This is a genomic window from Ideonella sp. (genome assembly GCF_041914305.1).
Taxonomy (GTDB): domain Bacteria; phylum Pseudomonadota; class Gammaproteobacteria; order Burkholderiales; family Burkholderiaceae_C; genus Ideonella.
This window is the reverse complement of record NZ_JAYSDQ010000013.1, coordinates 1-22,461: the sequence shown is the minus strand read 5'-3', so window position 1 is coordinate 22,461 and position 22,461 is coordinate 1. Positions and strand designations below refer to the sequence as shown.

Annotated in this window: 24 protein-coding genes; 10 read left to right on the top strand and 14 right to left on the bottom strand. The window is 69.5% G+C overall.

All coding sequences use genetic code 11. The annotated features are described in order from the left end of the window. The first annotated feature begins 115 nt into the window (after positions 1-115). The 4 genes from ACE3SG_RS17330 (at position 116) to ACE3SG_RS17315 (ending at position 4,340) form a co-directional block, all read left to right on the top strand. Positions 116-616 (top strand): hypothetical protein, encoded by a 501-nt coding sequence (locus tag ACE3SG_RS17330; RefSeq protein WP_374567080.1) that lies wholly within the window; start codon positions 116-118, stop codon positions 614-616. A gap of 83 nt (positions 617-699) precedes the next feature. After that, positions 700-1,725, top strand: coding sequence for a nitrogen regulation protein NR(II) (glnL, locus tag ACE3SG_RS17325; RefSeq protein WP_374567344.1), 1,026 nt, complete (start codon positions 700-702; stop codon positions 1,723-1,725). Positions 1,726-1,818: 93 nt separating this feature from the next. Then, positions 1,819-3,333 (top strand): nitrogen regulation protein NR(I), encoded by a 1,515-nt coding sequence (gene ntrC / locus ACE3SG_RS17320; RefSeq protein WP_374567078.1) that lies wholly within the window; start codon positions 1,819-1,821, stop codon positions 3,331-3,333. A 77-nt stretch (positions 3,334-3,410) separates the two neighbouring features. Then, positions 3,411-4,340 carry a DMT family transporter gene (locus ACE3SG_RS17315; protein WP_374567076.1) on the top strand — a complete coding sequence of 310 codons (930 nt, stop codon included), beginning with the start codon at positions 3,411-3,413 and terminating at the stop codon, positions 4,338-4,340. Here ACE3SG_RS17315 and xth read toward each other — a convergent pair. The 7 genes from xth to ACE3SG_RS17280 all read right to left on the bottom strand — a co-directional run bounded on the left by xth (position 4,304) and on the right by ACE3SG_RS17280 (position 10,315). Further along, the gene (gene xth, locus ACE3SG_RS17310) at positions 4,304-5,077 is read right to left on the bottom strand and encodes an exodeoxyribonuclease III (RefSeq protein WP_374567074.1); all 774 of its coding nucleotides are present in this window, start codon (positions 5,075-5,077) and stop codon (positions 4,304-4,306) included. The genes ACE3SG_RS17315 and xth overlap by 37 nt on opposite strands. 66 nt (positions 5,078-5,143) lie before the next feature. Next, positions 5,144-5,665 (bottom strand): TlpA disulfide reductase family protein, encoded by a 522-nt coding sequence (locus ACE3SG_RS17305; protein ID WP_374567071.1) that lies wholly within the window; start codon positions 5,663-5,665, stop codon positions 5,144-5,146. Between the two features lie 131 nt (positions 5,666-5,796). Next, positions 5,797-6,372: a DUF4337 domain-containing protein gene (locus tag ACE3SG_RS17300; protein WP_374567069.1), complete on the bottom strand. Its 576-nt coding sequence runs from the start codon at positions 6,370-6,372 to the stop codon at positions 5,797-5,799. 7 nt (positions 6,373-6,379) lie between these two features. Then, positions 6,380-6,892: a dihydrofolate reductase gene (locus ACE3SG_RS17295; protein ID WP_374567067.1), complete on the bottom strand. Its 513-nt coding sequence runs from the start codon at positions 6,890-6,892 to the stop codon at positions 6,380-6,382. After that, on the bottom strand, positions 6,892-7,725 hold the full coding sequence (locus ACE3SG_RS17290) for a thymidylate synthase (RefSeq protein ID WP_374567065.1): 834 nt from the start codon (positions 7,723-7,725) through the stop codon (positions 6,892-6,894). Before ACE3SG_RS17290 ends, ACE3SG_RS17295 begins: the two co-directional genes overlap by 1 nt. Before the next feature lie 44 nt (positions 7,726-7,769). Then, positions 7,770-8,420, bottom strand: a complete 651-nt coding sequence (locus ACE3SG_RS17285) for an OmpA family protein (RefSeq protein ID WP_374567063.1) — start codon at positions 8,418-8,420, stop codon at positions 7,770-7,772. Positions 8,421-8,506: 86 nt separating this feature from the next. Next, positions 8,507-10,315: an ABC transporter transmembrane domain-containing protein gene (locus ACE3SG_RS17280; protein ID WP_374567061.1), complete on the bottom strand. Its 1,809-nt coding sequence runs from the start codon at positions 10,313-10,315 to the stop codon at positions 8,507-8,509. Between the two features lie 139 nt (positions 10,316-10,454). Here ACE3SG_RS17280 and ACE3SG_RS17275 point away from each other — a divergent pair, with 139 nt between their 5' ends. From ACE3SG_RS17275 to ACE3SG_RS17260, 4 genes are all read left to right on the top strand, one after another. Further along, complete coding sequence (locus tag ACE3SG_RS17275; RefSeq protein ID WP_374567060.1) at positions 10,455-10,946, top strand: MarR family winged helix-turn-helix transcriptional regulator; 492 nt, start codon at positions 10,455-10,457, stop codon at positions 10,944-10,946. A gap of 10 nt (positions 10,947-10,956) precedes the next feature. Then, positions 10,957-12,429, top strand: coding sequence for an efflux transporter outer membrane subunit (locus ACE3SG_RS17270; RefSeq protein ID WP_374567058.1), 1,473 nt, complete (start codon positions 10,957-10,959; stop codon positions 12,427-12,429). A gap of 114 nt (positions 12,430-12,543) precedes the next feature. Beyond that, on the top strand, positions 12,544-13,770 hold the full coding sequence (locus ACE3SG_RS17265) for an efflux RND transporter periplasmic adaptor subunit (protein ID WP_374567056.1): 1,227 nt from the start codon (positions 12,544-12,546) through the stop codon (positions 13,768-13,770). After that, positions 13,767-15,386 carry a DHA2 family efflux MFS transporter permease subunit gene (locus tag ACE3SG_RS17260; RefSeq protein WP_374567053.1) on the top strand — a complete coding sequence of 540 codons (1,620 nt, stop codon included), beginning with the start codon at positions 13,767-13,769 and terminating at the stop codon, positions 15,384-15,386. Before ACE3SG_RS17265 ends, ACE3SG_RS17260 begins: the two co-directional genes overlap by 4 nt. A 173-nt stretch (positions 15,387-15,559) precedes the next feature. Here the strand turns inward: ACE3SG_RS17260 and ACE3SG_RS17255 are convergent, their stop codons facing one another. Both ACE3SG_RS17255 and ACE3SG_RS17250 read right to left on the bottom strand, forming a co-directional pair. Further along, positions 15,560-15,754, bottom strand: a complete 195-nt coding sequence (locus tag ACE3SG_RS17255) for a hypothetical protein (RefSeq protein WP_374567051.1) — start codon at positions 15,752-15,754, stop codon at positions 15,560-15,562. A gap of 19 nt (positions 15,755-15,773) precedes the next feature. Continuing rightward, positions 15,774-16,658 carry an SPFH domain-containing protein gene (locus tag ACE3SG_RS17250; RefSeq protein WP_374567049.1) on the bottom strand — a complete coding sequence of 295 codons (885 nt, stop codon included), beginning with the start codon at positions 16,656-16,658 and terminating at the stop codon, positions 15,774-15,776. Between the two features lie 286 nt (positions 16,659-16,944). Here ACE3SG_RS17250 and ACE3SG_RS17245 point away from each other — a divergent pair, with 286 nt between their 5' ends. After that, positions 16,945-17,772: a GGDEF domain-containing protein gene (locus ACE3SG_RS17245; RefSeq protein ID WP_374567048.1), complete on the top strand. Its 828-nt coding sequence runs from the start codon at positions 16,945-16,947 to the stop codon at positions 17,770-17,772. A gap of 7 nt (positions 17,773-17,779) precedes the next feature. Here the strand turns inward: ACE3SG_RS17245 and ACE3SG_RS17240 are convergent, their stop codons facing one another. From ACE3SG_RS17240 to ACE3SG_RS17220, 5 genes are read right to left on the bottom strand one after another with little or no spacing between them, the layout of a single operon-like run. Then, positions 17,780-18,565, bottom strand: coding sequence for an MBL fold metallo-hydrolase (locus ACE3SG_RS17240; protein WP_374567046.1), 786 nt, complete (start codon positions 18,563-18,565; stop codon positions 17,780-17,782). Between the two features lie 45 nt (positions 18,566-18,610). Further along, positions 18,611-19,561, bottom strand: coding sequence for a tRNA (adenosine(37)-N6)-dimethylallyltransferase MiaA (gene miaA / locus ACE3SG_RS17235; RefSeq protein ID WP_374567044.1), 951 nt, complete (start codon positions 19,559-19,561; stop codon positions 18,611-18,613). Continuing rightward, entirely contained in the window at positions 19,561-20,781 is a 1,221-nt protein-coding gene (locus ACE3SG_RS17230; protein WP_374567042.1) for a multidrug effflux MFS transporter, read from the bottom strand. The genes miaA and ACE3SG_RS17230 overlap by 1 nt, the downstream gene beginning before the upstream one ends. Beyond that, positions 20,778-21,554 (bottom strand): hypothetical protein, encoded by a 777-nt coding sequence (locus tag ACE3SG_RS17225; RefSeq protein WP_374567041.1) that lies wholly within the window; start codon positions 21,552-21,554, stop codon positions 20,778-20,780. Before ACE3SG_RS17225 ends, ACE3SG_RS17230 begins: the two co-directional genes overlap by 4 nt. Before the next feature lie 34 nt (positions 21,555-21,588). After that, positions 21,589-22,245, bottom strand: coding sequence for a TetR/AcrR family transcriptional regulator (locus tag ACE3SG_RS17220; protein ID WP_374567039.1), 657 nt, complete (start codon positions 22,243-22,245; stop codon positions 21,589-21,591). A gap of 65 nt (positions 22,246-22,310) precedes the next feature. Here ACE3SG_RS17220 and ACE3SG_RS17215 point away from each other — a divergent pair. Then, a partial coding sequence (locus ACE3SG_RS17215) for an ATP-binding cassette domain-containing protein (protein ID WP_374567342.1) occupies positions 22,311-22,461 on the top strand: 151 nt, incomplete at its 3' end.

Here is a 22,461-nt window from a genome sequence, read left to right as displayed (position 1 = left end):
CCGGCGTCACGCCGATTCGGCAAAAGGGCGGCTTCGGCCGCCCTTTGTCTTTCCTGCAACGGTCGGCGGCGAGCGGGTCTGGGGCGTTTCAAGGGTTTAGCGTCACAATCACCCGATGATGACCCAGGCCATCTTTCGCCGTCTGTTCGTGCTGCCCGCCTTGGCGTGGGCCGCCGCTGGCGCCTTGGCGCAGTCGCCCTCCGTTTATTACATCTGCCCCGGCAACGTGTTCACCAACACGCTGAGCGCGAAAGAGGCCGAGGCCAAAGGCTGCAAGGCCCGCGAGGCGCAGCAGCCCACCACCATCGCCGGCCCGAAGCCGCGGCCGGTGGCCGGCAACGCGTCGGGGCCGAAGAACGACCGTGTCGAATCGGCCGAACAGCGCTCGCGCGACAGCGACGCCCGCCGCATCCTCGAAGCCGAGCTGAGGCGCGCCGAAGAGCAGCTCGAAGCCCTGAAGCGCGACTACAACAACGGCGAGCCGGAGCGCCGCGGCGACGAGTCGCGCAACGCGCAGCGCTACATCGACCGCGTGGCGGAGATGAAAGCCGCCATCACGCGCCAAGAGGCGGACATCGCCGCCATCAAGCGCGAACTGGCCAAGTTGCCGGCGTGAAGCTCCTCGGCGCAGCCGCGGCCGCGCGGCGGGCCGATGCCAAACAACCCAAGGGCCTGGACGCCTTCGACCTGCTGGCCACGATGGTGGCGGTGGTCGAGCCCGCGGGCGACTGCCTGTTTGCCAATGCGCAGCTGGAGTCGGTGATCGGCGTCTCGCGCCGCACGCTGACCCAGCGCCCGCTGCACGAATGGCTGCGCGAGCCTGCCGCGCTGCTCGAAGCGATCGACGCGGTGGCGCGCAACGAGTTCAGCACCCGGCGCTTCGAGGGTGCGCTGCGCCGCGCCGGTGTCGGCCATGCCGAGCCGCTGCCGGTGCACATCATCGTCAGCCAGACCGAGCGCATCGGCGGCCGCATCCTGGTCGAGATGATCGAGATCGAGCAGCAGACGCGGCAAGACCGCGAAGAGCGCGTGATGGGCCAGGCCGAGGTCACCAAAGAGCTGGTGCGCAACCTCGCCCACGAGATCAAGAACCCGCTCGGCGGCATTCGCGGCGCGGCGCAGCTGCTGGCGCTGGACCTGCCGACGCCCGAGCTGATCGAGTACACCCAGGTCATCATCCACGAGGCCGACCGGCTGCAGACGCTGGTCGACCGGCTGCTGGCGCCGCACCGCAAGCCCCATGTGGTGGGCGACGTGAACATCCACGAGGTCTGCGAACGGGTGCGCTCGCTGGTGCTGGTCGAGCATCCGCGTGGCCTGAGGGTCGTGCGTGACTACGACGCGTCGATCCCCGAGTTCCGCGGCGACCGCGAGCAGCTGATCCAGGCCGTGCTCAACATCGTGCAGAACGCAGCGCAGGCCCTGGCCGAGCGGATCGAGCAGGGCGACGCCGCGATCACCTTGCGCACCCGCATCGCGCGGCAGGTGACGATTGGCAAGCAGCGCTATCGACTGGCATTGGAATTGCATATCCAGGACAACGGGCCGGGCGTCCCCGAGCACCTGAGAGAGCGCATCTTCTATCCGCTGGTGACGGGGCGGGACGGCGGCTCGGGGCTTGGGCTCACCCTGGCGCAAACGTTTGTGCAGCAACACCAGGGCACGATCGAATGCGACAGCGAGCCGGGGCGCACGGTCTTCAAGATCGTGATTCCGTTACCTTGATATCGACCCCCAGGTCGCCGTGAGCGGCGCCCGCCCCCAGCAGGGGACGAGTCAGCTTGGGGCGGCCCATTGCTGACCACTGCTAAGAACTCGATGAAACCCATCTGGATTGTTGACGACGACCAATCCATCCGCTTCGTGCTGGAAAAGGCGTTGGCCCGTGAGCAGTTGCCGGTCCGCAGCTTTGCCAACCCGCGCGATGTGCTGACCGCGCTGGCCGACGACGAGCCGCAGGTGCTGGTCAGCGACATCCGCATGCCCGGCGGCTCGGGGCTGGACCTGCTGGCCAAGGTGAAAGAGCGTCTGCCCGGCCTGCCGGTGATCATCATGACGGCCTACTCGGACCTGGACAGTGCCGTCTCGGCTTTCCAGGGCGGTGCCTTCGAATACCTGCCCAAGCCCTTCGACCTGACCAAGGCGGTCGAGCTGATCCGCCGCGCGGTCGACGAGAGCCTGCGCGAAGAGATCAATGACGAGCGGCACCAGGAGGTGCCCGAGATCCTGGGCCAGGCGCCGGCGATGCAGGACGTGTTCCGCGCCATCGGCCGCCTGTCGCAGAGCAACGTCACCGTGCTGATCACCGGCGAATCGGGCACCGGCAAAGAGCTGGTCGCCCACGCGCTGCACCGCCACAGCCCGCGCGGCGACGCCGGCACCAAAGGCCCGTTCATCGCGATCAACACGGCCGCGATCCCAAAAGACCTGCTCGAGAGCGAACTCTTCGGCCACGAGCGCGGTGCCTTCACCGGCGCGCAGACCATGCGCCGCGGCCGCTTCGAGCAGGCCGACGGCGGCACGCTGTTTCTCGACGAAATCGGCGACATGCCGTTCGACCTGCAGACGCGGCTGCTGCGCGTGCTGAGCGACGGCCAGTTCTACCGCGTCGGCGGCCACCAGCCGCTGAAGGCCAATGTGCGCGTGATCGCCGCGACGCACCAGAACCTCGAAGAGCGGGTGCGCCAGGGCGTGTTCCGCGAAGACCTGTTCCACCGCCTGAACGTGATCCGGCTGCGTTTGCCGCCGCTGCGCGAGCGGTCCGACGACGTGCCCGCGCTGGCCCGGTTCTTCCTGCAGAAGAGCGCGAAGGAGCTGGGCGTCGAGCCCAAGCGCATCAGCGACGATGCCCTCACGATGCTGAAGAGCTTCGAGTTTCCCGGCAACGTGCGCCAGCTGGAGAACCTGTGCCATTGGCTCACGGTGATGGCGCCGGCGCAGCTGATCGAAGCCAAGGATTTGCCGGCCGAGTTGATTGCCCGCGGACCGGGCGGCGAGGCTGCCGCAGAGCGCGTGGTGCCACCCGCGCCGGCTGCGCAGGTGCCCGAGGCGGCGCGCGCCGCCGAGCCGGTGGACCCGGCCAGCCAGCCGGTGGTGAACGCCGGCACACCGACCGAAGCGCGTTGGCTCGGCGACCTGGAGGTCGAGGCCCGCCGCCGCCTCGAAGCCGGCCAGCACGATGTGTGGGACAGCCTGACGCGTGAGTTCGAGGCCCGCATGATCCGCACTGCGCTGGGCATCACCCGCGGCCGCCGCATCGAGGCGGCGCAGAAGCTGGGCATCGGCCGCAACACCATCACCCGCAAGATCCAGGAACTCGGCCTCGACGATTGACGCCAAGCCCGTGCCGCGCACGGGTTGAATGGCGGTGATGAGCCGGCGACGTCGCCGGCCATGACACACTGCGAACGATGTCGACGACATCGCTCTACGCCATCTGCGTGCTCATCTGGGGCACGACCTGGTTCGCCATCACCGCCCAGATCGATGCGGTGGCCCCCGAGGTCGGCGTGGCGCTGCGCTTCGGCCTCGCCGCGGCCTTGCTGCTGGGCTACAGCCGCTGGCGCCGGCTCGAGTTGCGTTTCACGCCGCGCCTGCATGCGATGTTCGCGCTGCAAGGCTTGACGGGCCTGTGCGCCAGCTACATCTGCATCTACCACGCCGAGCGCTTCGTCGTCAGCGGTGTCGTGGCGGTGGGTTATGCCACGTCGCCGCTGATCGGCATGCTGTCGGCGCGGGTCTTTCTCGGCACGCCGATGTCGCGCCGCGTGGCCGCCGGCGGCTCGCTCGGGCTGGCCGGCGTGGCCCTGATCTTCGGCCACGAGTTCGGCCGCCTTGGCGCGTCGGCCGAGGTGGTGCTGGGCGCGGTGTTGACCGGGGCGGCGGTGCTGCTGTCGTCGGTGTCGACGATCGCGTCGGCGCGCTACCAGCGCGAGGGCATCAGCGGCTGGGCGCCGCTGGGCTGGGCGATGGCCTACGGCGCGCTCGGCTCAGTGGTGGCTGCCGTGGCCACCGGGCGCTCGTGGCAGATCGCGTGGAGCGGGCCGTTCGTCGCGTCGCTGGCCTACCTGACGCTGGCCGGCTCGGTGGTCACCTTCGGCGCGTTCTACACGCTGGTGCACCGCATCGGCCCGGCGCGGGCCGGCTACATCGGCGTGCTGACGCCGGTGGTGGCGCTGGTGGTGTCGTCGTGGCTCGAAGGCTTCAGCTGGACCGGCCAGACGCTGGCCGGCGTGGCGCTGGCGATCGCCGGCAACGTGCTGGCGATGTGGACGCCGCGACCGGCGTCGGCCACGGCCAGGCTTCAGGCCAGCGAGAGCTCCACCACCACCGGCGCGTGATCGCTGGGCCGCTCGTTCTTGCGCGGCAGCTTGTCGATCGTGCAGGCGGCCACGCGGGGCTTGAGCGCCTCGCTGACCAGGATGTGGTCGATGCGCAGACCCTGGTTCTTGCGGAAGCGCAGCTCGCGGTAGTCCCACCAGCTCCAGCTCTTGGGCGGTTGCTCGAAGAGGCGGAACGCATCGTGCAGCCCCAGGCCAAGAAGGCCTTTGAAGTGGGCGCGTTCTTCGTCGGTGCAGTGGATCTGGCCGGCCCAGGCGACCGGGTCGTAGACGTCGGCGTCTTCGGGGGCGATGTTGAAGTCGCCCATCAGCACCAGCTGCGGGTGCTCGATCAGCTCGGCGCGCAGCCACTCGCGCAGCGCATCCAGCCAGGCCATCTTGTAGGCGAACTTCTCGCTGCCGGGCGCCTGGCCGTTGGGAAAGTAGCCGCCGACCACGCGCACGCCGGCCAAGGTGCCGGCGATCACACGGGCCTGGTCGTCACCATGGTTCGGGATGTTCTTGACCACCTTGTCGGCCAGCGTGCCGCGCGTCAGCAGCGCGACGCCGTTGTAGGTCTTCTGGCCGTGGAAGACCACGTGGTAACCGGCGGCCTCGATCTCGGCTTTCGGAAACTTGTCGTCGGTGAGCTTGGTCTCCTGCAACACCAGTGCGTCGACCGGGTTGGCCGTCAGCCAGTCCAGCAGTTGGGGCAGGCGCACGGCCAGCGAGTTGACGTTCCAGGTGGCAAGTTTCAAGACGACCTCACGGTGGTAGGTCGCCGATGCTACAAGACCGGCCGACCGACCGACCGACGCGCTCGCTCAGTTCAGCACCAGCTCGGCGATGTCATCCCAGGTCCCCGCCGGCCAACTGCCGCGCACTTCCTTGACCAGGGCGCCATCACGGTTCAGTAGCAACGTGGTGGGTTGGCGGACAGGGGTGTCGCCGAGGTTGTCGCGGTGGGCGGGGTCGCGCCGCCAGACCAGCTTCATCTGCGGCTGCGGCGGCAACACCGCATCGAGCGCTTGCTCGTAGGCCTTGAAGTCGGCCAGGCGAGCGTCTTGATTGACGGCGACGATCACAAACGGTTGACCGCTCCAGCCTGCCAGGTTGCGGCGCAACTCGGGAAGCCGGTCCAGGCAAACCGGGCAGTCGGTGGACCACAGGTAGACCAGCACGACCTGGCCGCGCCATTGCGCAAGGTCCAGCGCTTCACCTCGTGAGGTGTGTCCGCTGAGCGCGGGCCGCGCCGCAGGCGGGTCGGACTGGGTCGGGGCGGCGCCAGCGGACGAGCCGATCAGCAGCGCGCAGAGAAGATAAAGTGAGAGTGTCTTGATGGGCATGAGCGTTTCCAGGAGCCGGGCTGTGCAGCCGCCTGACTTCGTCGCTTGCCCCAATAGGCCCTTACAGCCCGGACCGATCGGGCCGCCGATGCAAACTGGTGAAGTTCGATCGGCGGCAGGATGTCACGTTTTCAGACGTGGAACCACGCGGCCACGCCGACCGCGACGCCCAGCCCGCCCAGGCCGAGCGTGGCCCATTCGAGCCAGCGGCGCTTGGTCAGCAGCGCGATCGCGGCCATCGCGATCGAGATCTGCAGCGCGGTGGTGGCCTGGGCCCAGCGGTGGTGCTGGTGCATCTGCGCTTCGCTGGCCTCGTCGCGCTCGTGCGATTCGGCGTCGAGCGCTTCGGCCTTCTTCTTGATCTCGTTCTTCTCGGTTTCGTAGCGGTCGATCTTGGCCTGGTAGGCGGCGCGCTTGTCCTCGGGCGCCAGGTCGCGGGCGAACTCGGCCAGCGACTGCTTGGTGCTCTTGGATTGGAAGTAGCTCCACTGGTTGGCCGCTTCGGTCTTCTTGATCGCGGCTTCGTTCTTCAGCAGCCCGGCGTTGGCTTGCGTGGCACCGCCCTGGTACGAGAACAGCGCGCCGACGGTGGCCAGGATCGCGGTGATCACCGCCAGCTGGCCGGCCATGCCCTCGGGGTCGTGCTGGGCCGCATGCTCCAGCTCGTGGTCGTGCGGGCCGTGGACGTGAAAGCCGTGTCCGGACATGTGGGGTTCAGCTCCTGGGCGCCAGGCGCCGGTAGGTGACGAAGGAAAAGTGGAAGTCGTTGGGCGGTGCGGCCAGGTGGCGCTCACGCTCGACCTCGCCGAACGCATCGCGGCCGAAATCGGGGAAGTGCGCGTCGCCATCGAAGTCGCGCTCGATCTCGGTCAGCATCAGCTCGTCGGCCAGCGGCAGCGCCTCGCGGTAGATCTGCTCGCCGCCGATCACGAACACGCGCGCGGGCTTGTCGCGCTGAGCCGCGGCCAGCGCAGCGGCGAGGTCGCCCACCACGGTGGCCCCGGCCGCGTCGAAGCCGCGTTGCCGTGTCAAGACGATGTTATGCCGGCCGGGCAGCGGGCGAAAGCGCGCGGGCAGAGAGTCCCAGGTCTTGCGGCCCATGATCACCGGCGCGCCCATCGTGGCGGCGCGAAAGTGCTTCATGTCCTCGGGCAGGTGCCACAGCAGCGCGTTGTCGCGCCCGATCACGCCGTTGCGGGCCACGCCCGCGATCAGGGCAATCATCATCAGACGGCGACCGGCGCCTTGATCGGCGCGTGGTGTTGGTAGTCCAGCACCTCGAAGTCGTCGTACTCGTAGTCGAAGATCGACGCCGGGCGGCGGCGGATCTTCAGCACCGGATACGGGAACGGCGCACGCGCCAGTTGCGTCTGCACCTGCTCGGTGTGGTTGTCGTAGATGTGGCAGTCGCCGCCGGTCCAGATGAAATCGCCGACGTCGAGATCACACTGCTGCGCCAGCATGTGCGTCAGCAGCGCATAGCTGGCGATGTTGAACGGCACGCCGAGAAAGATGTCGGCACTGCGCTGGTAGAGCTGGCAGCTCAGCTTGCCTCGCGCCGAGGGCGAGTCACCCGGGGCGACATAGAACTGGAAGAAGGCGTGACACGGCATCAGCGCCATCTTCGGCAGGTCGGCCACGTTCCACGCGCTGACGATGATGCGGCGCGAATCGGGGTTGGTCTGGAGGGTCTTCACGACCTCGGTGATCTGGTCGATGTGGCCGCCATCGGGTGTCGGCCAGTTGCGCCACTGCACGCCGTAGACCGGGCCCAGGTCACCGTCGTCTTCGGCCCATTCGTCCCAGATCGTGCAGCCGCGTTCCTGCAGCCACTTGACGTTCGAGTCGCCGCGCAAGAACCACAGCAGCTCGAGGATGATCGACTTCAAGTGCACCTTCTTGGTCGTGACCAGCGGGAAGCCTTCGCTCAGGTCGAAGCGCATCTGGTGGCCGAACACGCTGCGCGTGCCGGTGCCGGTGCGGTCGCCCTTGGCCACGCCCGTCTCGAAGACGTGGCGCATGAAGTCTTCATACTGGGAACGAACGGGGCGCGGTGTCATGGCTCGATTTTACGAGCCGGGTGCGGCCCCGTTCGCGCCGCGGGTCAAGACGCTTTTTGCGGCTCGCGCAGGAAGATCTCGACCCGGCGGTTGCGTGCGCGACCTTCGTTGGTGCTGTTGTCGGCAATCGGTTGGCGTGCGCCTTCGCCCGAGATCTCGATCCGCTGGCCGGCCACGCCGCGCGCCTGCAGGTACTCGCGCACGCTGCGCGCGCGGTCGACCGACAACGGGTCGTTGACCGCATCGCTGCCGGTCGAGTCGGTGTGGCCGACCACGCGCACGTTCATCGTCTGATCCAGGCCCTGCGCGAACTGGTCGAGCACCGGTCGCAGCTCGGGCTTGATGTCGGCGCTGCCAGAGTCGAACGAGATGTCGCTCGGCACGTTGACCTTCAGCTGGTTGTCGGCCGTGCGGGCCACCGTCACGCCGGTGCCTTGGGTCGCTTTCTCCATCGCCTTGCGCTTGTCTTCCATGCGCTTGGACCACAGGTTGCCGGCGACCGCGCCCAGCGCGCCGCCGACGACCGCGCCGGTGCCGGCCTTGCCGCCGGTGCCCGCGCTGATCAGCGCGCCGGCCGCGGCGCCGATGCCCGCACCGGCGGCGGTGCCTTTCTCGCGCTCACCCATGTTGCTGCAGCCACTGGCCAGCAAGGCGGTGGCGACGATCCAGGACAGGTGAGGGGTGAATTTGTTCATGGCTTTTCTCCAATCAAGACCAACGAGGGGCAAAGCCTATGCCGTGCACGGCGGCCCGTCGATTCAAGATGCAACGGTCGATGCCGTCAACCCGTTGTCTCGTTGTCTTCTTCGAGGCCGAACTGCATCGCGGCCAGGCGGGCGTACAGGCCGTCGCGCTCGATCAGCTCGGCGTGGGTGCCCTGGTCGACGATGCGGCCGGCCTCCATCACGACGATGCGGTCGGCCTTCTGCACCGTGGCCAGCCGGTGTGCGATGACCAGCGTGGTGCGGTGCGCCATCGCTGCTTCGAGCGCGGCCTGCACCATGCGTTCGCTCTCGGCGTCGAGCGCGCTGGTGGCCTCGTCCAACAGCAGCAGCGGCGGGTTCTTCAGGATCGCGCGGGCGATGCTGATGCGCTGGCGCTGGCCGCCGGACAAGCGCACGCCGCGCTCGCCGAGAAAGCTCTGGTAGCCGCCGGGCAGGGCGCTGATGAACTCGTGTGCGAAGGCGGCTTTCGCGGCGGCGATCACCTCGTCGTCGCTGGCCTCGGGCCGGCCGTAGCGGATGTTTTCCATCGCGCTGGCCGAGAAGATCACGCTGTCCTGCGGCACGATGCCGATGCGGTGGCGCAGGTCGCCGAGCGCGGCCTCGCGCACGTCGACACCATCGACCATCACCCGGCCCGCCTCGGCGTCGTAGAAGCGCAGCAGCAACTGGAAGACGGTGGTCTTGCCGGCGCCGCTGGGGCCGACCAGCGCCACCGTTTCGCCCGGCCGCACGTCCAGATCGAGGTCGATCAGCGCGGCCTGGTTGGGCCGCGAGGGGTAGTGGAAGCGCAGGCCCTGCAACTGCACGCGCGAACCGCGCTCGGTAGGGGGCAGCGCGCGCGGCCGGGGCGGCTCGGCCACCGGCGAATGGGCGGCCAGCAGCTCCATCAGCCGTTCGCTGGCGCCGGCGGCTCGCAGCAGGTCGCCGTAGACCTCGGACAGCACCGCCACCGAGCTGACCAGCACGATCACGTACAGCACCGTCTGGCCCAGATGGCCGGCGCTGATGTCGCCGCGGATGACGGCCTGGGTGCCTTGGTACAGGCCCCACAGCAGCGCACCGAAGGTGGCGGTGATGATGAACGCGACCAGGATCGAGCGCACCAGCGTGCGCTTCTTGGCCGTGTCGAACGCGGCTTCGGTGGACTGGGTGAAGCGGTCGGCTTCGCGCCGTTCCTGGGTGTAGCTCTGCACCACCGGCACGGCGTTCAGCACCTCGGCAGCGATCGCGCTCGAGTCGGCCACCCGGTCCTGGCTGGCACGGCTGAGCTTGCGCACGCGGCGGCCGAAGAACAGCGCCGGCAGCACCACCAGCACCAGGATGCCCAGCACCTGGCCCATCACCAGCGGGTTGGTGGCGACCAGCATGATCATCGCGCCGATGCCCATCACCGTGTTGCGCAGGCCCATGCTCAGGCTGGAGCCGACGACCGTCTGCACCAGCGTCGTGTCGGTGGTCAGCCGGCTCAGCACCTCGCCGGTGGCGGTGGTCTCGAAGAACTCGGGGCTTTGCCGCACCACGTGGGCGTAGACCGCGTTGCGCAGGTCGGCCGTGACGCGCTCGCCGAGCCAGGTGACCATGTAGAAGCGCGCCGCCGAAAACAGGCCGAGGGCCGCGCCCACGGCGAACAGCGCGCCGAAGTGCTCGCGCAGCGCCATCAGGCGCTGGCCGGGCTCGGCGGCCACCAGGCCCTCGTCGATCAAGGTCTTCAGCGCCACCGGCAACACCAGCGTGGCCACGGCGGCCAGCACCATGAAGGTCAGGGCCAGCACGATGCGGCCGCGGTAGGGGCGCAGGAAAGGCCCCAGCCCCGACAACGAGCGGGGTGACGAGGCCTTGGGGCGTTCGATGGGTGCGGTCGACATGGCGCGCAGTGTAGGCAATGGACGTGACGGGGCCGGCGACGTGGCCGGCATGGACGCGGCGCCATGGAAAACCCTCACTAATACAAGGCTATTCAATGACTGCCGCCACAATCATTGCACAGGCAATTAAAGTGACGGCATGAATCAAGACGACACACCTTCTACCGGCTTCTACGTGCCGGGCCAGTACCGGCCGGACCAGAGCGTGGGCTACCTGATGAAGCGTGTGCTGTCGTCGGTGCTGGCACAGGCCGATGATCGCCTGGCCTCGCTGGACCTCACGCACGCCCAGTGGCTGCCGCTGTTCAAGCTGGCCGCCAAGGAATGCCACACGGTGGCCGGCCTGGCGCGCGAGCTGGAGCTGGACCCGGGCGCGATGACGCGCTCGCTCGACCGGCTCGAAGCCAAGGGCTTGGTGCGCCGTGAGCGATCGACCGAAGACCGCCGCGTCGTCAACCTGGTGATGACCGACGAAGGCCGCCAGGTGGCCCGCCAGGTGCCGCCGGTGATGGCCGAGGTGCTGAACAACCATCTGCAGGGCTTCAGCGAAGCCGAATGGAAGCAGCTGATCGCGCTGCTGACCCGCATGGTGGCCAACGGCGACGCGATGCGCCAACCCCCAGCGGAATGAAGGAGCCGCGATGAAAAGAATCACTCTGCCCCATCTGTCGATGCCGCGCCTGGCGTGGCCCCATGCCAGCCCGATCGGCCGCACCGGCCTGACGGCCCTGGTCGCGCTGGCCTCGGTGGTCGTGCTGCTGGCCGGCTGCGCCACGCCCGGCGAGCCGACCCCGCGCCTGGCCGAGACCGCACCGGCCGCGCTCGGCCTGAACGACAGTGCCAGCACCGCTGCCCCGGCACGCTGGTGGACGACGCTCGGCGACCCGCAACTCAGCGGCCTGGTCGACCAGGCGCTGCGTGACCAACCGAGCCTGGCCGTGGCGCAAGCCCGCGTGGCCCGTGCCCGCGCCGCGGCCCGCATCACCGAGGCGGCGGACGGCCCGCAGGCCAACCTGAGCGTCGAGGCCTCGCGCCAGCGCTACACCGAGAACGGCCTGGTGCCGCCGCCGATCGCCGGCTCGATGCAGAACACCGGCACCGTGCAAGCCGGCCTGAGCTGGGGCCCCGACTGGTACGGCCAGCAGGCCGCGGCGCTGGCTTCGTCGCTGGGCCAGGCCCGTGCGGCGCAGGCCGATGCGGCGGTGGCCGCCAATGCGCTGGCCACCCAGGTGGCGCGGGCCTATGTCGGCCTGGCCCGGCTGCTGGCGCAGCGCGAAGTCGCGCAGCGCACGCTGGCCCAGCGCGACGAGTTGCGCTCGCTGACCCAGCAGCGCGTCGGCGCCGGCCTGGACACCCAGGTCGAGCTGGTGCAGGCCGACGCCGCGCTGCCCGACACGCGGGCCCAGATCGAATCGCTCGACGAGCAGATCACGCTGGCCCGCCATCAGCTGGCCGCCCTGAGCGGCCAGGCACCTAATGCGCTGGATGGCCTGACGCCGACGATCGACCGCCTGACCGCGCAGGCCTTGCCGCCCACGCTGGGCGCCGACCTGCTGGGCCGCCGGCCCGACGTGGTGGCCGCGCGCTGGCGCGTCGAAGCCGCCGGGCAGGACGTGAAGGTCGCCCGCACCCAGTTCTACCCGAACGTCAACCTCACGGCCTTCATCGGCTTCAACGCGATCGGCCTGGACCAGGTGCTGGAGTTCGGCAGCCGCCAGTTCGGTGTCACGCCGGCGCTGCACCTGCCGCTGTTCGACGGTGGCCGGTTGCGCGCGCAGCTGAGCGGCCGCGAAGCCGATTTGAACGCCGCGGTGGCGCAATACAACGCCACCGTGCTCGACGCGGTGCGCGAAGCGAGCGACGCGATCAGCTCGCTGCAATCGCTGGCGCGCCAGCGCAAGGAGCAGGCCGACGCACTGGCCGGCGCGCAAAAGGCCCACGACCTGGCGCTGCAGCGTTACCGCGCCGGCCTGGGCAGCTACCTGATCGTGCTGAACACCGAGAGCCAATGGCTGGCGCAGCGCCGCCAGGCGGTCGACCTGCAGGCCCGCGAGATCGACACCGGCGTAGCGCTGCTGAAGGCGCTGGGCGGCGGGTGGGCCGACCCCACATAGCCCCCACGCTCCCTGCCGGGCGCCGCCCCCCTGAGGGGGCTCTTGCAGCGGACCGGTCGAGCCGGATCCGCGCCAGGGCCTTGAAAAAGACATTCCGAATCGAGAAAGAACACCATGAGTGACGCAGCTTCCGCCCCCGCCGCCAACCCCGCCGGTCGCCGCCGCGGCCTGACCCTCATCGCCGCCGCCGTTGCAGTGGCCGCCGCCGGTTGGGGCGGCTGGCACTGGGTGCATGGCCGCCACCACCAGACCACCGACAACGCCTACGTGGCCGGCAACGTGGTCCAGATCACGCCGCAGGTCAGCGGCACCGTGGTCGCGATCCTGGCCGACGACAACGACGCGGTGAAGGCCGGCCAGCCGCTGGTCAAGCTCGACACCGCCGATGCCAAGGTCGCCCTCGACCAGGCCGAAGCGCAGCTGGCGCAGACCGTGCGCGAAGTGCGCGCGCTGTATGCCGGCAACGCCACGCTGAAGGCGCAGGTGGCCCTGCGCGAGGCCGACCTTGCCCGTGTGCAGGCCGACCTGGCCCGCGCCCAGGACGACGTGAACCGCCGCGCCCCGCTGGTGGCCAGCGGCGCCGTCGGCAAGGAAGAGTTCCAGCACGCGACCGCACAGCTGGCCGCGGCCAAGAGCGCCCTGGCCGCCGCGCAATCGGCCGCGCTGGCCGCGAAAGAACAGCTGACCACCGGCCAGGTGATGACCGACGGCACGAGCGTCGAACAGCACCCGAACGTGCAGCGCGCCGCGGCCCGTGTGCGCGAGGCCGCGCTGGCCCTCAAGCGCGACGAGTTGCCGGCGCCGATCGAGGGCCATGTCGCCAAGCGGGCGGTGCAACTGGGCCAGCGCGTGCAGGCCGGTGCGCCGCTGATGACGGTGGTCGCGCTCGACAAGCTGTGGGTCGATGCGAACTTCAAGGAAGGCCAGTTGGCAGACCTGCGCATCGGCCAGCCGGCCGAGCTGACGGCCGATGTCTACGGCACCAAGGTCACCTACCACGGCAAGGTGGCGGGCCTGGGCGCCGGCACCGGCGCGGCCTTCTCGCTGCTGCCGGCGCAAAACGCCACCGGCAACTGGATCAAGATCGTGCAGCGTGTGCCGGTGCGCATCCAGCTCGACCCGCAAGAGCTGGTCGAACACCCGCTGCGCGTGGGCCTGTCGATGGAAGTCAATGTCGACACCGGTGACCGTGGTGGCAAGACGCTGGCCGATGCGCCGCGTGCGCAGGCCGTGGCTGCCACCGCCGTCTACGAGGCGGTTGACCGCGAGATCGACGAGCGCATCCGCAGCATCGTGCGCGGTGGTTTGTCGGCGGCCCGTACAGCGCACCTCCCATCATGAGCACAGCCGCCGCTTCCAACACGGCGGCGTCGGGCAGCGAAGCGGCGGCCAAACCGGCGACCGCGGTGCCGCCCAGCCCCCCGCCGCCGCTGACCGGCACCGCACTGGTGCTGGGCACGGTGTCGCTGTCGCTGGCGACCTTCATGAACGTGCTCGATTCGTCGATCGCCAACGTGTCGTTGCCGGCGATCGCCGGTGACCTGGGCGTCAGCCCGGGCCAGGGCACCTGGGTCATCACCAGCTTCGGTGTCGCCAACGCGATCTCGGTGCCGTTGACCGGCTGGTTGACACAGCGCTTCGGCGCGGTGCGGCTGTTCACGTTGAGCGTGCTGCTGTTCGTGCTGGCGTCGTGGCTGTGCGGCTTCGCGTCGTCGCTCGAGATGCTGGTCGCGTTCCGCGTCTTCCAGGGCCTGGTGGCCGGGCCGATGATCCCGCTGTCGCAGACCTTGCTGTTGGCCAGCTACCCGCGCGCCAAGGCCGGCACCGCGCTCGCGCTGTGGGGTGTCACGACGCTGGTCGCGCCGGTGGTCGGGCCGCTGCTGGGCGGCTGGATCACCGACAACGTCTCGTGGCCGTGGATCTTCTACATCAACGTGCCGATCGGCCTGGCCGCCGCGGCCGTCACCTGGGGCATCTACCGGCACCGAGAGACGCAGCGTCGCAAGCTGCCGATCGACATCGTGGGCCTGGGCCTGCTGGTGGTGTGGGTCGCGTCGCTGCAGCTGATGCTCGACAAGGGCAAGGAGCTGGACTGGTTCGCGTCGCCGCAGATCGTGCTGCTGGCCATCGTCGCGGTGGTGGCCTTCGCGGTGTTCGTGGTCTGGGAGCTGACCGATGCGCACCCGGTGGTCGACCTGCGCCTGTTCAAGCGCCGCAACTTCGCCTTCGGCGCATTGGCACTGTCGGTGGCCTACGGCCTGTTCTTCGGCAACGTGGTGCTGATGCCGCTGTGGCTGCAGCAGTGGATGGGCTACACGGCCACCAATGCCGGCATGGCGCTGGCACCGGTGGGCGTGTTCGCAATCCTGTTCTCGCCGCTGGTGGGGCGCAAGGTCAGCGTGTGGGACCCGCGCCGCATGGCCACCGGGGCGTTCATCGTCTTTGCGCTGGTGTTGTGGATGCGCTCGCAGTTCACCGTGCAGACCGACCTGATGCACGTGCTGGTGCCCACGCTGATCCAAGGCGCGGCGATGGCGTTCTTCTTCATCCCGCTGACGACGCTGACGCTGGCCGGGCTGACGCCCGATCGCATGCCGGCGGCCGCGGGCCTGAGCAACTTCGTGCGCATCACCGCCGGCGCGATGGGCACCTCGATCGCCACCACCTTGTGGGACGACCGCGCCGCGCTGCACCACGCGCACCTGACCGAGCCGTTGACGAACGGGCAAGGCGCTTTCGCCAACGTGCTGGCGTCGTTGCAGGCGGCGGGCATGAGCGCCCAGCAGGCCTTGGCGCAGGTCAACCGCTTGATCGACCAGCAGGCCTACACACGCGCTGCCGACGACATCTTCTTCGGCTCGTCGATGCTGTTCCTGGCGCTGATCGGCTTGATCTGGTTCACCAAGCGGCCGCCGAAGATCGGCGGTGGGGCGGCTGACGCCGGCGGTGCGCATTGATTGAGGCCCCCACGCCCGCTCCGGCGGGCTGCCCCCCGAGGGGGCTCGCGCAGCGGACCGGCCAAGCCGGATCCGCGCACGCCACTTGAGGGCGGCGGCGCGTTGCGCGCCTGGTGGAGTGGGCGCTGGCCTAACGATGCCGGTGATGCTCGCGCCAGCTGTCCGAGCCGGCCTCAGGTCGGCTCATCTTTTTCTGGCGTGGGAGATTCAATGGCCGGCAACCGCCCGCGCCGCGCCAGCGCCTCGCGCAGCAAGAACTCGACCTGCGCGTTGGCGCTGCGCAGCTCTTGCGCCGCGAGCCGCTCGATTTCGGCCCACAGCGCCGGGTCGATGCGCAGCGGGTAGCTTTTCTTGCCGGGGCTGGCCATGCGGCGACGGAGGCTCGGGTCAGTTGTAGAGCGTGCCGGCGTTCAGGATCGGCTGGGCGTCCTTGTCCGAGCACAGCACGACCAGCAGGTTGCTGACCATCGCCGCCTTGCGCTCGTCGTCCAGGTCGACGATCTCGCGCTCCGACAAGCCCTTCAGCGCCGCCTCGACCATGCTGACCGCGCCTTCGACGATCTTCTTGCGTGCGCTGATGATGGCCTCGGCTTGCTGCCGGCGCAGCATCACCTGGGCGATCTCGGGCGCGTAGGCCAGGTGGGTCAGCTTGGCGTCGAGCACTTCGACGCCGGCGTCGGTGAAGCGCAGTTGCAGCTCGGCCTTCAGGGCGGCGGCCACCTCGTCGATGCTGCCGCGCAGCGTGATCTCGGCCGCCTCGGCGTCTTCGCCGTGGTCGTAGGCGTATTGCGAGGCCACGTGCCGCAGGGCGGCCTCGGACTGCACCTTGACGAACAGTTCGTAGTCGTCGACCTCGAACACCGCCTGGGCCGTGTCGCGCACCCGCCAGACCACCGCGGCGGCGATCTCGACCGGGTTGCCGCGCTTGTCGTTGACCTTCTGCATCGGCATGTTCAGGTTGCGCGCCCGCAGCGAGATCTTGCGGCCCACATACAGCGGGTTGGCCCAGCGCAGGCCCTCGCTGCGGTCGGTGCCCTTGTACTGGCCGAACAGCAGCAGGATCGCGGCGGTGTTGGGCTGCAGCATGTACAGCCCGGCGAGCACCAGCACACCGGCGACCAGCAGCGCCAGCGTCACCAACAACCCCGGCAGGCCCGCCACCCCGCGCACCAGCGACGCGACACCCGCTGCGATCAGCAGCACGCCGACGATCACCATCAGGTAACCGTTGGCCGACGAATAGGGTCGCTCAGCCCGGACCACAGAACTCATGACGGTCTCCGATGAAATCAAAGTGATATCACTTTACGAAGCCGGTGGCCCCTCGTCAAGCGCCGCCGGTGGGGCAGCTCTTGGCGCGCTGTCTGAACGAATGGGGGTGTCGGGCCGGGCGGCGAAACGGCACGATGGCGGTCCGGCCGAACGGGGCGCGCCGCGGGTGTCGCGCGATGGCGCGCCGGCTCCGATTCCGTCACGCCGGGCCTTGTAAACAAGGCTCAACTCGGCCCCAAAAAGGCCGATTTGTGTTCGAATTCTTCCACTGAATCACAGGAACCCGATGGTGGCTTCTAGCGAGGCGCGCGAGACCCGCGACGCCCATCCGACATGGATGCAGAACCTGACCCAGTTGGCCAGCCGCGCCAGCCTGGGGTCGGCCTGGGCCTTCCAGATCGGGGTGGCGATCATCGTGGCGCTGGGCGTGGCGACGATGCTGGTCTGGATGGACGGCAGCTCGTGGCCGGTGGCGCTGGGGGCCGGGGCGATTGCGTTGCTGCCCGCCCTGGTGGCCGGCGGCGCGGCGCTGCACCTGGCCCGCGCGCTGGCCCAATCGTCGGTGCAGCGCGAGCTGCTGATGGTCGACGACGAGTTGACCGGTGTCAGCAACCGCCGCCAGTTCCTGCGCCTGACCGAGCGCGAATGGGCGCGTTGCCGCCGTTATGGCGACGACGGCGCGCTGCTGCTGATCGATGCCGACCACCTGCGCCGCATCAACGACAGCATGGGCCAGCGCTGCGGCGACGCGATCCTGCTCGAGGTCACGCGCCGCGTGAACGCCACGCTGCGCCAGTCCGATCTGCTGGCCCGCTTCGGCGGCGCCGAGCTCGCCGTCTTCCTGCCCCACACCGACCCGCTGGGCGCACTCGATGCCGCCGAGCGCATCCGCCAGCAGGTCGCTTCGGCGCCGTTCCGCTGGGAAAACGCGCATGTCGTGGCCACCGTCAGCGTCGGCGTCGCCCACGTGCACATGGGCCAGGCCTCGCTCGACGGGCTGGTGCAAGACGCCGAATCGGCGCTGCAGGCTGCCAAGGAAGCCGGCCGCAACTGCGTGCGCGCCACGCCGATCCAGCCGCGCCGCAGCGGCGAGACGCGCTCCGTCACATCCTGAAGATCCGTCAGGCCGGCACGCGGTAGTTGCCGCTGCCCATCAGGTCCACCCCGCAGGCCAGGTCGCGCACCCAGGCGATGAATTCGGGCACAGCCTTGTCCATCAGCGGCGCGCCGTGCTGCGGCACGATCATGTCGATCGGCAGGTCGCTGACCATGTCGGCCCACAGCCGCAGCACCTTGTTCGACACCATGTAGCGGCGGTGGAACTTCTCCATCGCCGGCAGCAGTGTCGAGAGCCGGTTCACCGGCTGCGCCGCGGCCTGGCCGCCGATCAGCGACACGCCCAGATCGCCAGAGAAGAGGATGCGGCTGACCGGGTCGTAGAACTGGAAGTTGCCTTCGGCATGCAGGAAGTGCGCAGGCAGCGCGACCAGGTCGCTGCGGCCCACGCGGATGCGCATGCCGGGGTCTGGGATCGGCACGATGCGGCCGATCGTCTTGCCGGGCTTGCAGAAGTGCGGAATGAAGCGTTCCCACACCGCCGACACATAGACCTTGGCCTGGGTGGAGGTCATCCACCGGTCGAGCGAGGCGATGATGTCGGGGTCGGCGTGCGAGGCGATCAATGCCGACAGCCGGTGCGGCGGGAAGTGCCGCGTCATCGCCAGGTACAGCTCGCCGTAGGCCAGGTTGCCGCCGGGGTCGATGATGGCGCCGGTGTCGCCGTCGACGATCAGGAACTGGTTGGACTGGACGGCTTCATCGGCGTGGCCGTCGGCACCCGGCGGGTGGCCGATGTCGGTGAACATCAGGCAGCGGTGACCATCGCGGTCGTACAGGGTCAAAGGCATGGCCGGCACTGTAGGTGCCGGGGATCGGCGCTTTCTTGACGCGGGTCAAGCGTGCCCGCCGGCTACCACCCGGCGCGCGTGATCGAACGCACCGGCCTCGTCTTCGCAGAGCAGGATGTCACGCGACATGCCGCGCAGCCAGGTGAGCTGGCGCTTGGCCAGCTGGCGGGTGGCGGCCGAACCGCGCTCCAGCAGCTGGGCGCGCAGCGCGTCGCCAGCAAGGCCCGCGTCCATGGCCTCCCAGGCCTGGCGGTAGCCGACACAGCGCATGCTGGGCAGGTTGGTGTGCAGGTCGCCGCGCGCGCGCAAGGCCCGAACCTCGTCGAGAAAGCCGTGGGCCAGCATCTGCTCGAAGCGCTGGCCGATGCGGGCGTGCAGCCAGGCGCGGTCGCTTGGCTCGAGTGCGAGCAGGCGGTGGCGCGGCGGCGCGCTCACGGCGTCGCTGCCGCGGGTGTGAAAGGCCGACAGCGGCTGGCCGGTGACGCGGAACACTTCGAGCGCGCGCTGGATGCGCTGCGCATCGTTGGGCGCCAGGCGGGCCGCGGTGACAGGGTCCACGCGGGCCAGCTCGGCGTGCAGCGCGGGCCAGCCTTGCGCGGCGGCCTCGGCGTCCAGCGCGGCGCGCACCGCCGCATCGGCCGGCGGCAATTCGTCGATGCCGTCGATCAGCGCCTTGAAATACAGCATCGTGCCGCCGACCAGCAGCGGCAGCTTGCCGCGCCCGCGGATGTCGGCGATCAGCCGCTGCGCATCGGCCGCGAACTGCGCCGCCGAGTAGGACGCCGCGGGGTCGAGGATGTCGATCAGGTGGTGCGGCACGGCCGCCAGTTCTGCCGCGGTTGGCTTGGCGGTGCCGATGTCCATGCCGCGGTAGACCAGGGCCGAGTCGACGCTGACGATCTCCAGCGGCAGCTCGGCGGCGAGCTTCAGCGCCAGCCCGGTCTTGCCGGACGCGGTGGGGCCGGCCAGGCCGATCCAGTCGATGGAGCCCGTCATCAGGTGGTCGCCAGTTCGAAGCGCTCGCCGTCCCGCTGCACCAGCGTCCAGGCGATGGTGGTGGTGGCCAGCGCGAAGAAGGCGAGGCCCAGGCCCAGCGGGCGCAGGCTGCCGTCCAGCGCCTGGCCCAGCCACAGGCCGACGGCAAATGCCACCAGCGCGAGCATGAAGCCGGCGAGCGCCGACGCGACCCCCGCCATGCGCGGGAACGGCCCGACCGCACCGGCCTGGCCGCAGGGCTGGTGGATGCCGTGGCCGAAGTTGTAGAGCCAATGCGCCAGCAGCACGCCGGCCAGGCTGTGGCTGCCCGACAGCGCCAGCCCCGCCATGCCCAGCCCACCGGCCAGCGTGAACACGGCTCCGAGCCGCACGGCGCCGGCCAGGCCGCGGCGCGCCAGCAGGCGGCGGCAGAAGAAGGTGGCCGTCATGTACGACAGCGAGGCCGAGGCCATCGCCAGCCCATAGCCCCAAGGCGACAGCCCCAGCACGCCGATGTAGACGAACGACGAGCCCGCCAGCAGCAGGAACAGCCCGCCATAGGTTGCGCTGACCAGCGCGGCCCAGGCGCGAAAGGCCGGGTGCCGCAGGACCTGCGCCGAGCTGCGCGCGAGCGGGCCCGGGTGCAGGGCGCGCGGGTCGCGTTGCGGGCAGGTCTCGGGCACGCGCCAGGCGACGAACAGCAGCGTCAGCAGCGCGATCGCCGCCACCGCACCCAAGGGCGCGCGCCAGCCCGACACGGCCGTCAGCCAGCCACCCAGCAGCGGCGAAGCCAAGGCCAGCACGCCGAGGCCGGTCAACGCCCAGGTCATCACATGGGCGCCTTGGCGTGGCTCGTACAGGTCGCGCACCATCGCGCGCGCGCAAACCACCGAGGCCGCCAAGCCCAGGCCCTGCAGCGCGCGAAAGCAGATCAGCGCATCGATGTGCGGCGCGCTCGTCGCGCCCAGGCTGGCCGCGGCGTGCAGCGCCAGGCCACCCAACAGCACCGGCTTGCGGCCGAATCGGTCCGACAGCGGCCCCATCACCAGCTGGCCGATGCCAAACGCCAGCAGCACCAGCGACATCGTCAGCTGGGCCGCGGCCATCGGCGCTGCCAGCTCGGCCGCCAGCAGCGGCAGCGCCGGCAGGTACAGATCGGTCGTGACCGGCTGCAGCCCGAGCAGCAGTGCGATCGCCAGGGCGGCGAGGGCAGGGGTCAGGTGCCGGTCACGCGGGCTCACTCGTCTTCGAGCTCGGCCTTCGCCATCTCGACATCGAGCCGCTCCATCGCGTCCTTCGGGTCGCAGGCGGCCGCGTCGGCGTACAGCTTCTCGGCCTCGGCCATCTTCTTGTCGCCTTCGAGCATCACCAGCCCGTTGGCGTACTCGACCATCGCGATCGCGCTGGTCGGGTTCAGCTTCAGCGCTTCCTTGTAGAGCTTCAGGCCGGTCGAGGCGTCGGCGCCCTGCGTCTTGCCCAGCAGCTTGCCGACCTTGTCGATCACCTCGGCGTGGAAGGCGCCCAGCGCGATGTGTGCGTCGGCATGCTTGGGTTGCAGCTTGATCGTCGTTTCCAGCGCACCCTTGACCTTGCTGCCCAGGCCTTGCGCCAGCGCCTTGGCCACGCTGATGCCCTGGCTGTAGCGGCCCAGCGCGTAGGCCATGAAGTACCAGGCGTTGGCGTTCTTCGGGTCTTCCTTGGCCTGGGCCTCGGCGCGTTCGGCCACTTCGAGGAACAGCGCGAGCTTGTTCTTCTCGCTCTTTTCCAGGTAGTTGGCGTAGATGGCCTGGGCCTTGTTGGCCACCGTGATGCCGGCACCGCCCGCCTTCAGGCCGGCCTCGGTCGCCTTCTGGAACTGCCCGGCATGGAACAGCGCCCAGGCGGCCTGCACCGCCTCGTCCTTCGGCCAGGGCTCGGCGTCACCGGTGTGCAGCCGGGCCCATTGCTTCTTCAGCGCGGCCGCGTCGTAGGTGTAGTCGTCGGCGTCGTACGGGAAGGCGGTCCACTTGGCCATGGTTTGTCTCCTTGAAGGGGTGGCTTGTCGTGTCTCAGACGGCGCGGTAGGGGCCGGCCAGTTCGTTCAGGTGCTCGCGCGCGGCCGGTTCGAGGTAGGGGCCGAGCAGGCCCAGCACGTGCCAGGCACCGCGGGCCAGCGTGGCGGCGGCGCTCTCGGGCTCGAGCGCCTTGCGCGGCTCGCGCACGTACTCGTAGCTGAGCCAGTAGGTCAGCACGACCACCATCGAGGTGGCGACCACCGCGGCGTCGGCGCGCGCCAACCGCATGGCACTGCCGCGCGTCAGGCCGGCGAGCACCGCTTCGACCGCGCGGGTCTTGTTCTTCAGCACGAACTGGAAGTGCGTTTCGAGCCGGCGGTTCTTGCTGAGCAGGTCGTTCAGGTCGCGGTAGAGAAAGCGCGAACCCCAGATCAGCTCGAACAGCATGTGGAAGAACAACCACGCGTCTTCGACATTGCGCACGCCGTCGGCGGCGTTGAGCAGCTCGTTCAGCGCGGTCTCGTAGCGGCCGAACAAGGCGTTGATCAGCTCGTCCTTGGCCGGGTAGTGGTAGTAGAGGTTGCCGGGGCTGATGCCCAGCTCGGCCGAGATCAGCGTGGTCGACACGTTGGGCTCGCCGAAACGGTTGAACAGGTCGAGCGTGACCTCGAGGATGCGCTCGGCGGTGCGGCGGGGCTTCTTGGTCGGCATGGGGGCTGCCAATCTAGCATCCCCACACAGGCAGGGCCTTGGGGGCGCTCCCTACAATGAAATTCATGCCAGCTGTTTCCTTCCAAGGTGTCGCCAAGACCTACACCGGCGCGCGCGGCACCCTGCGCGCCCTCGACGGGGTCAGTTTCGACATCGAGCGCGGCGAGTTCTTCGGCCTGCTCGGCCCCAACGGCGCCGGCAAGACCACGCTGATCA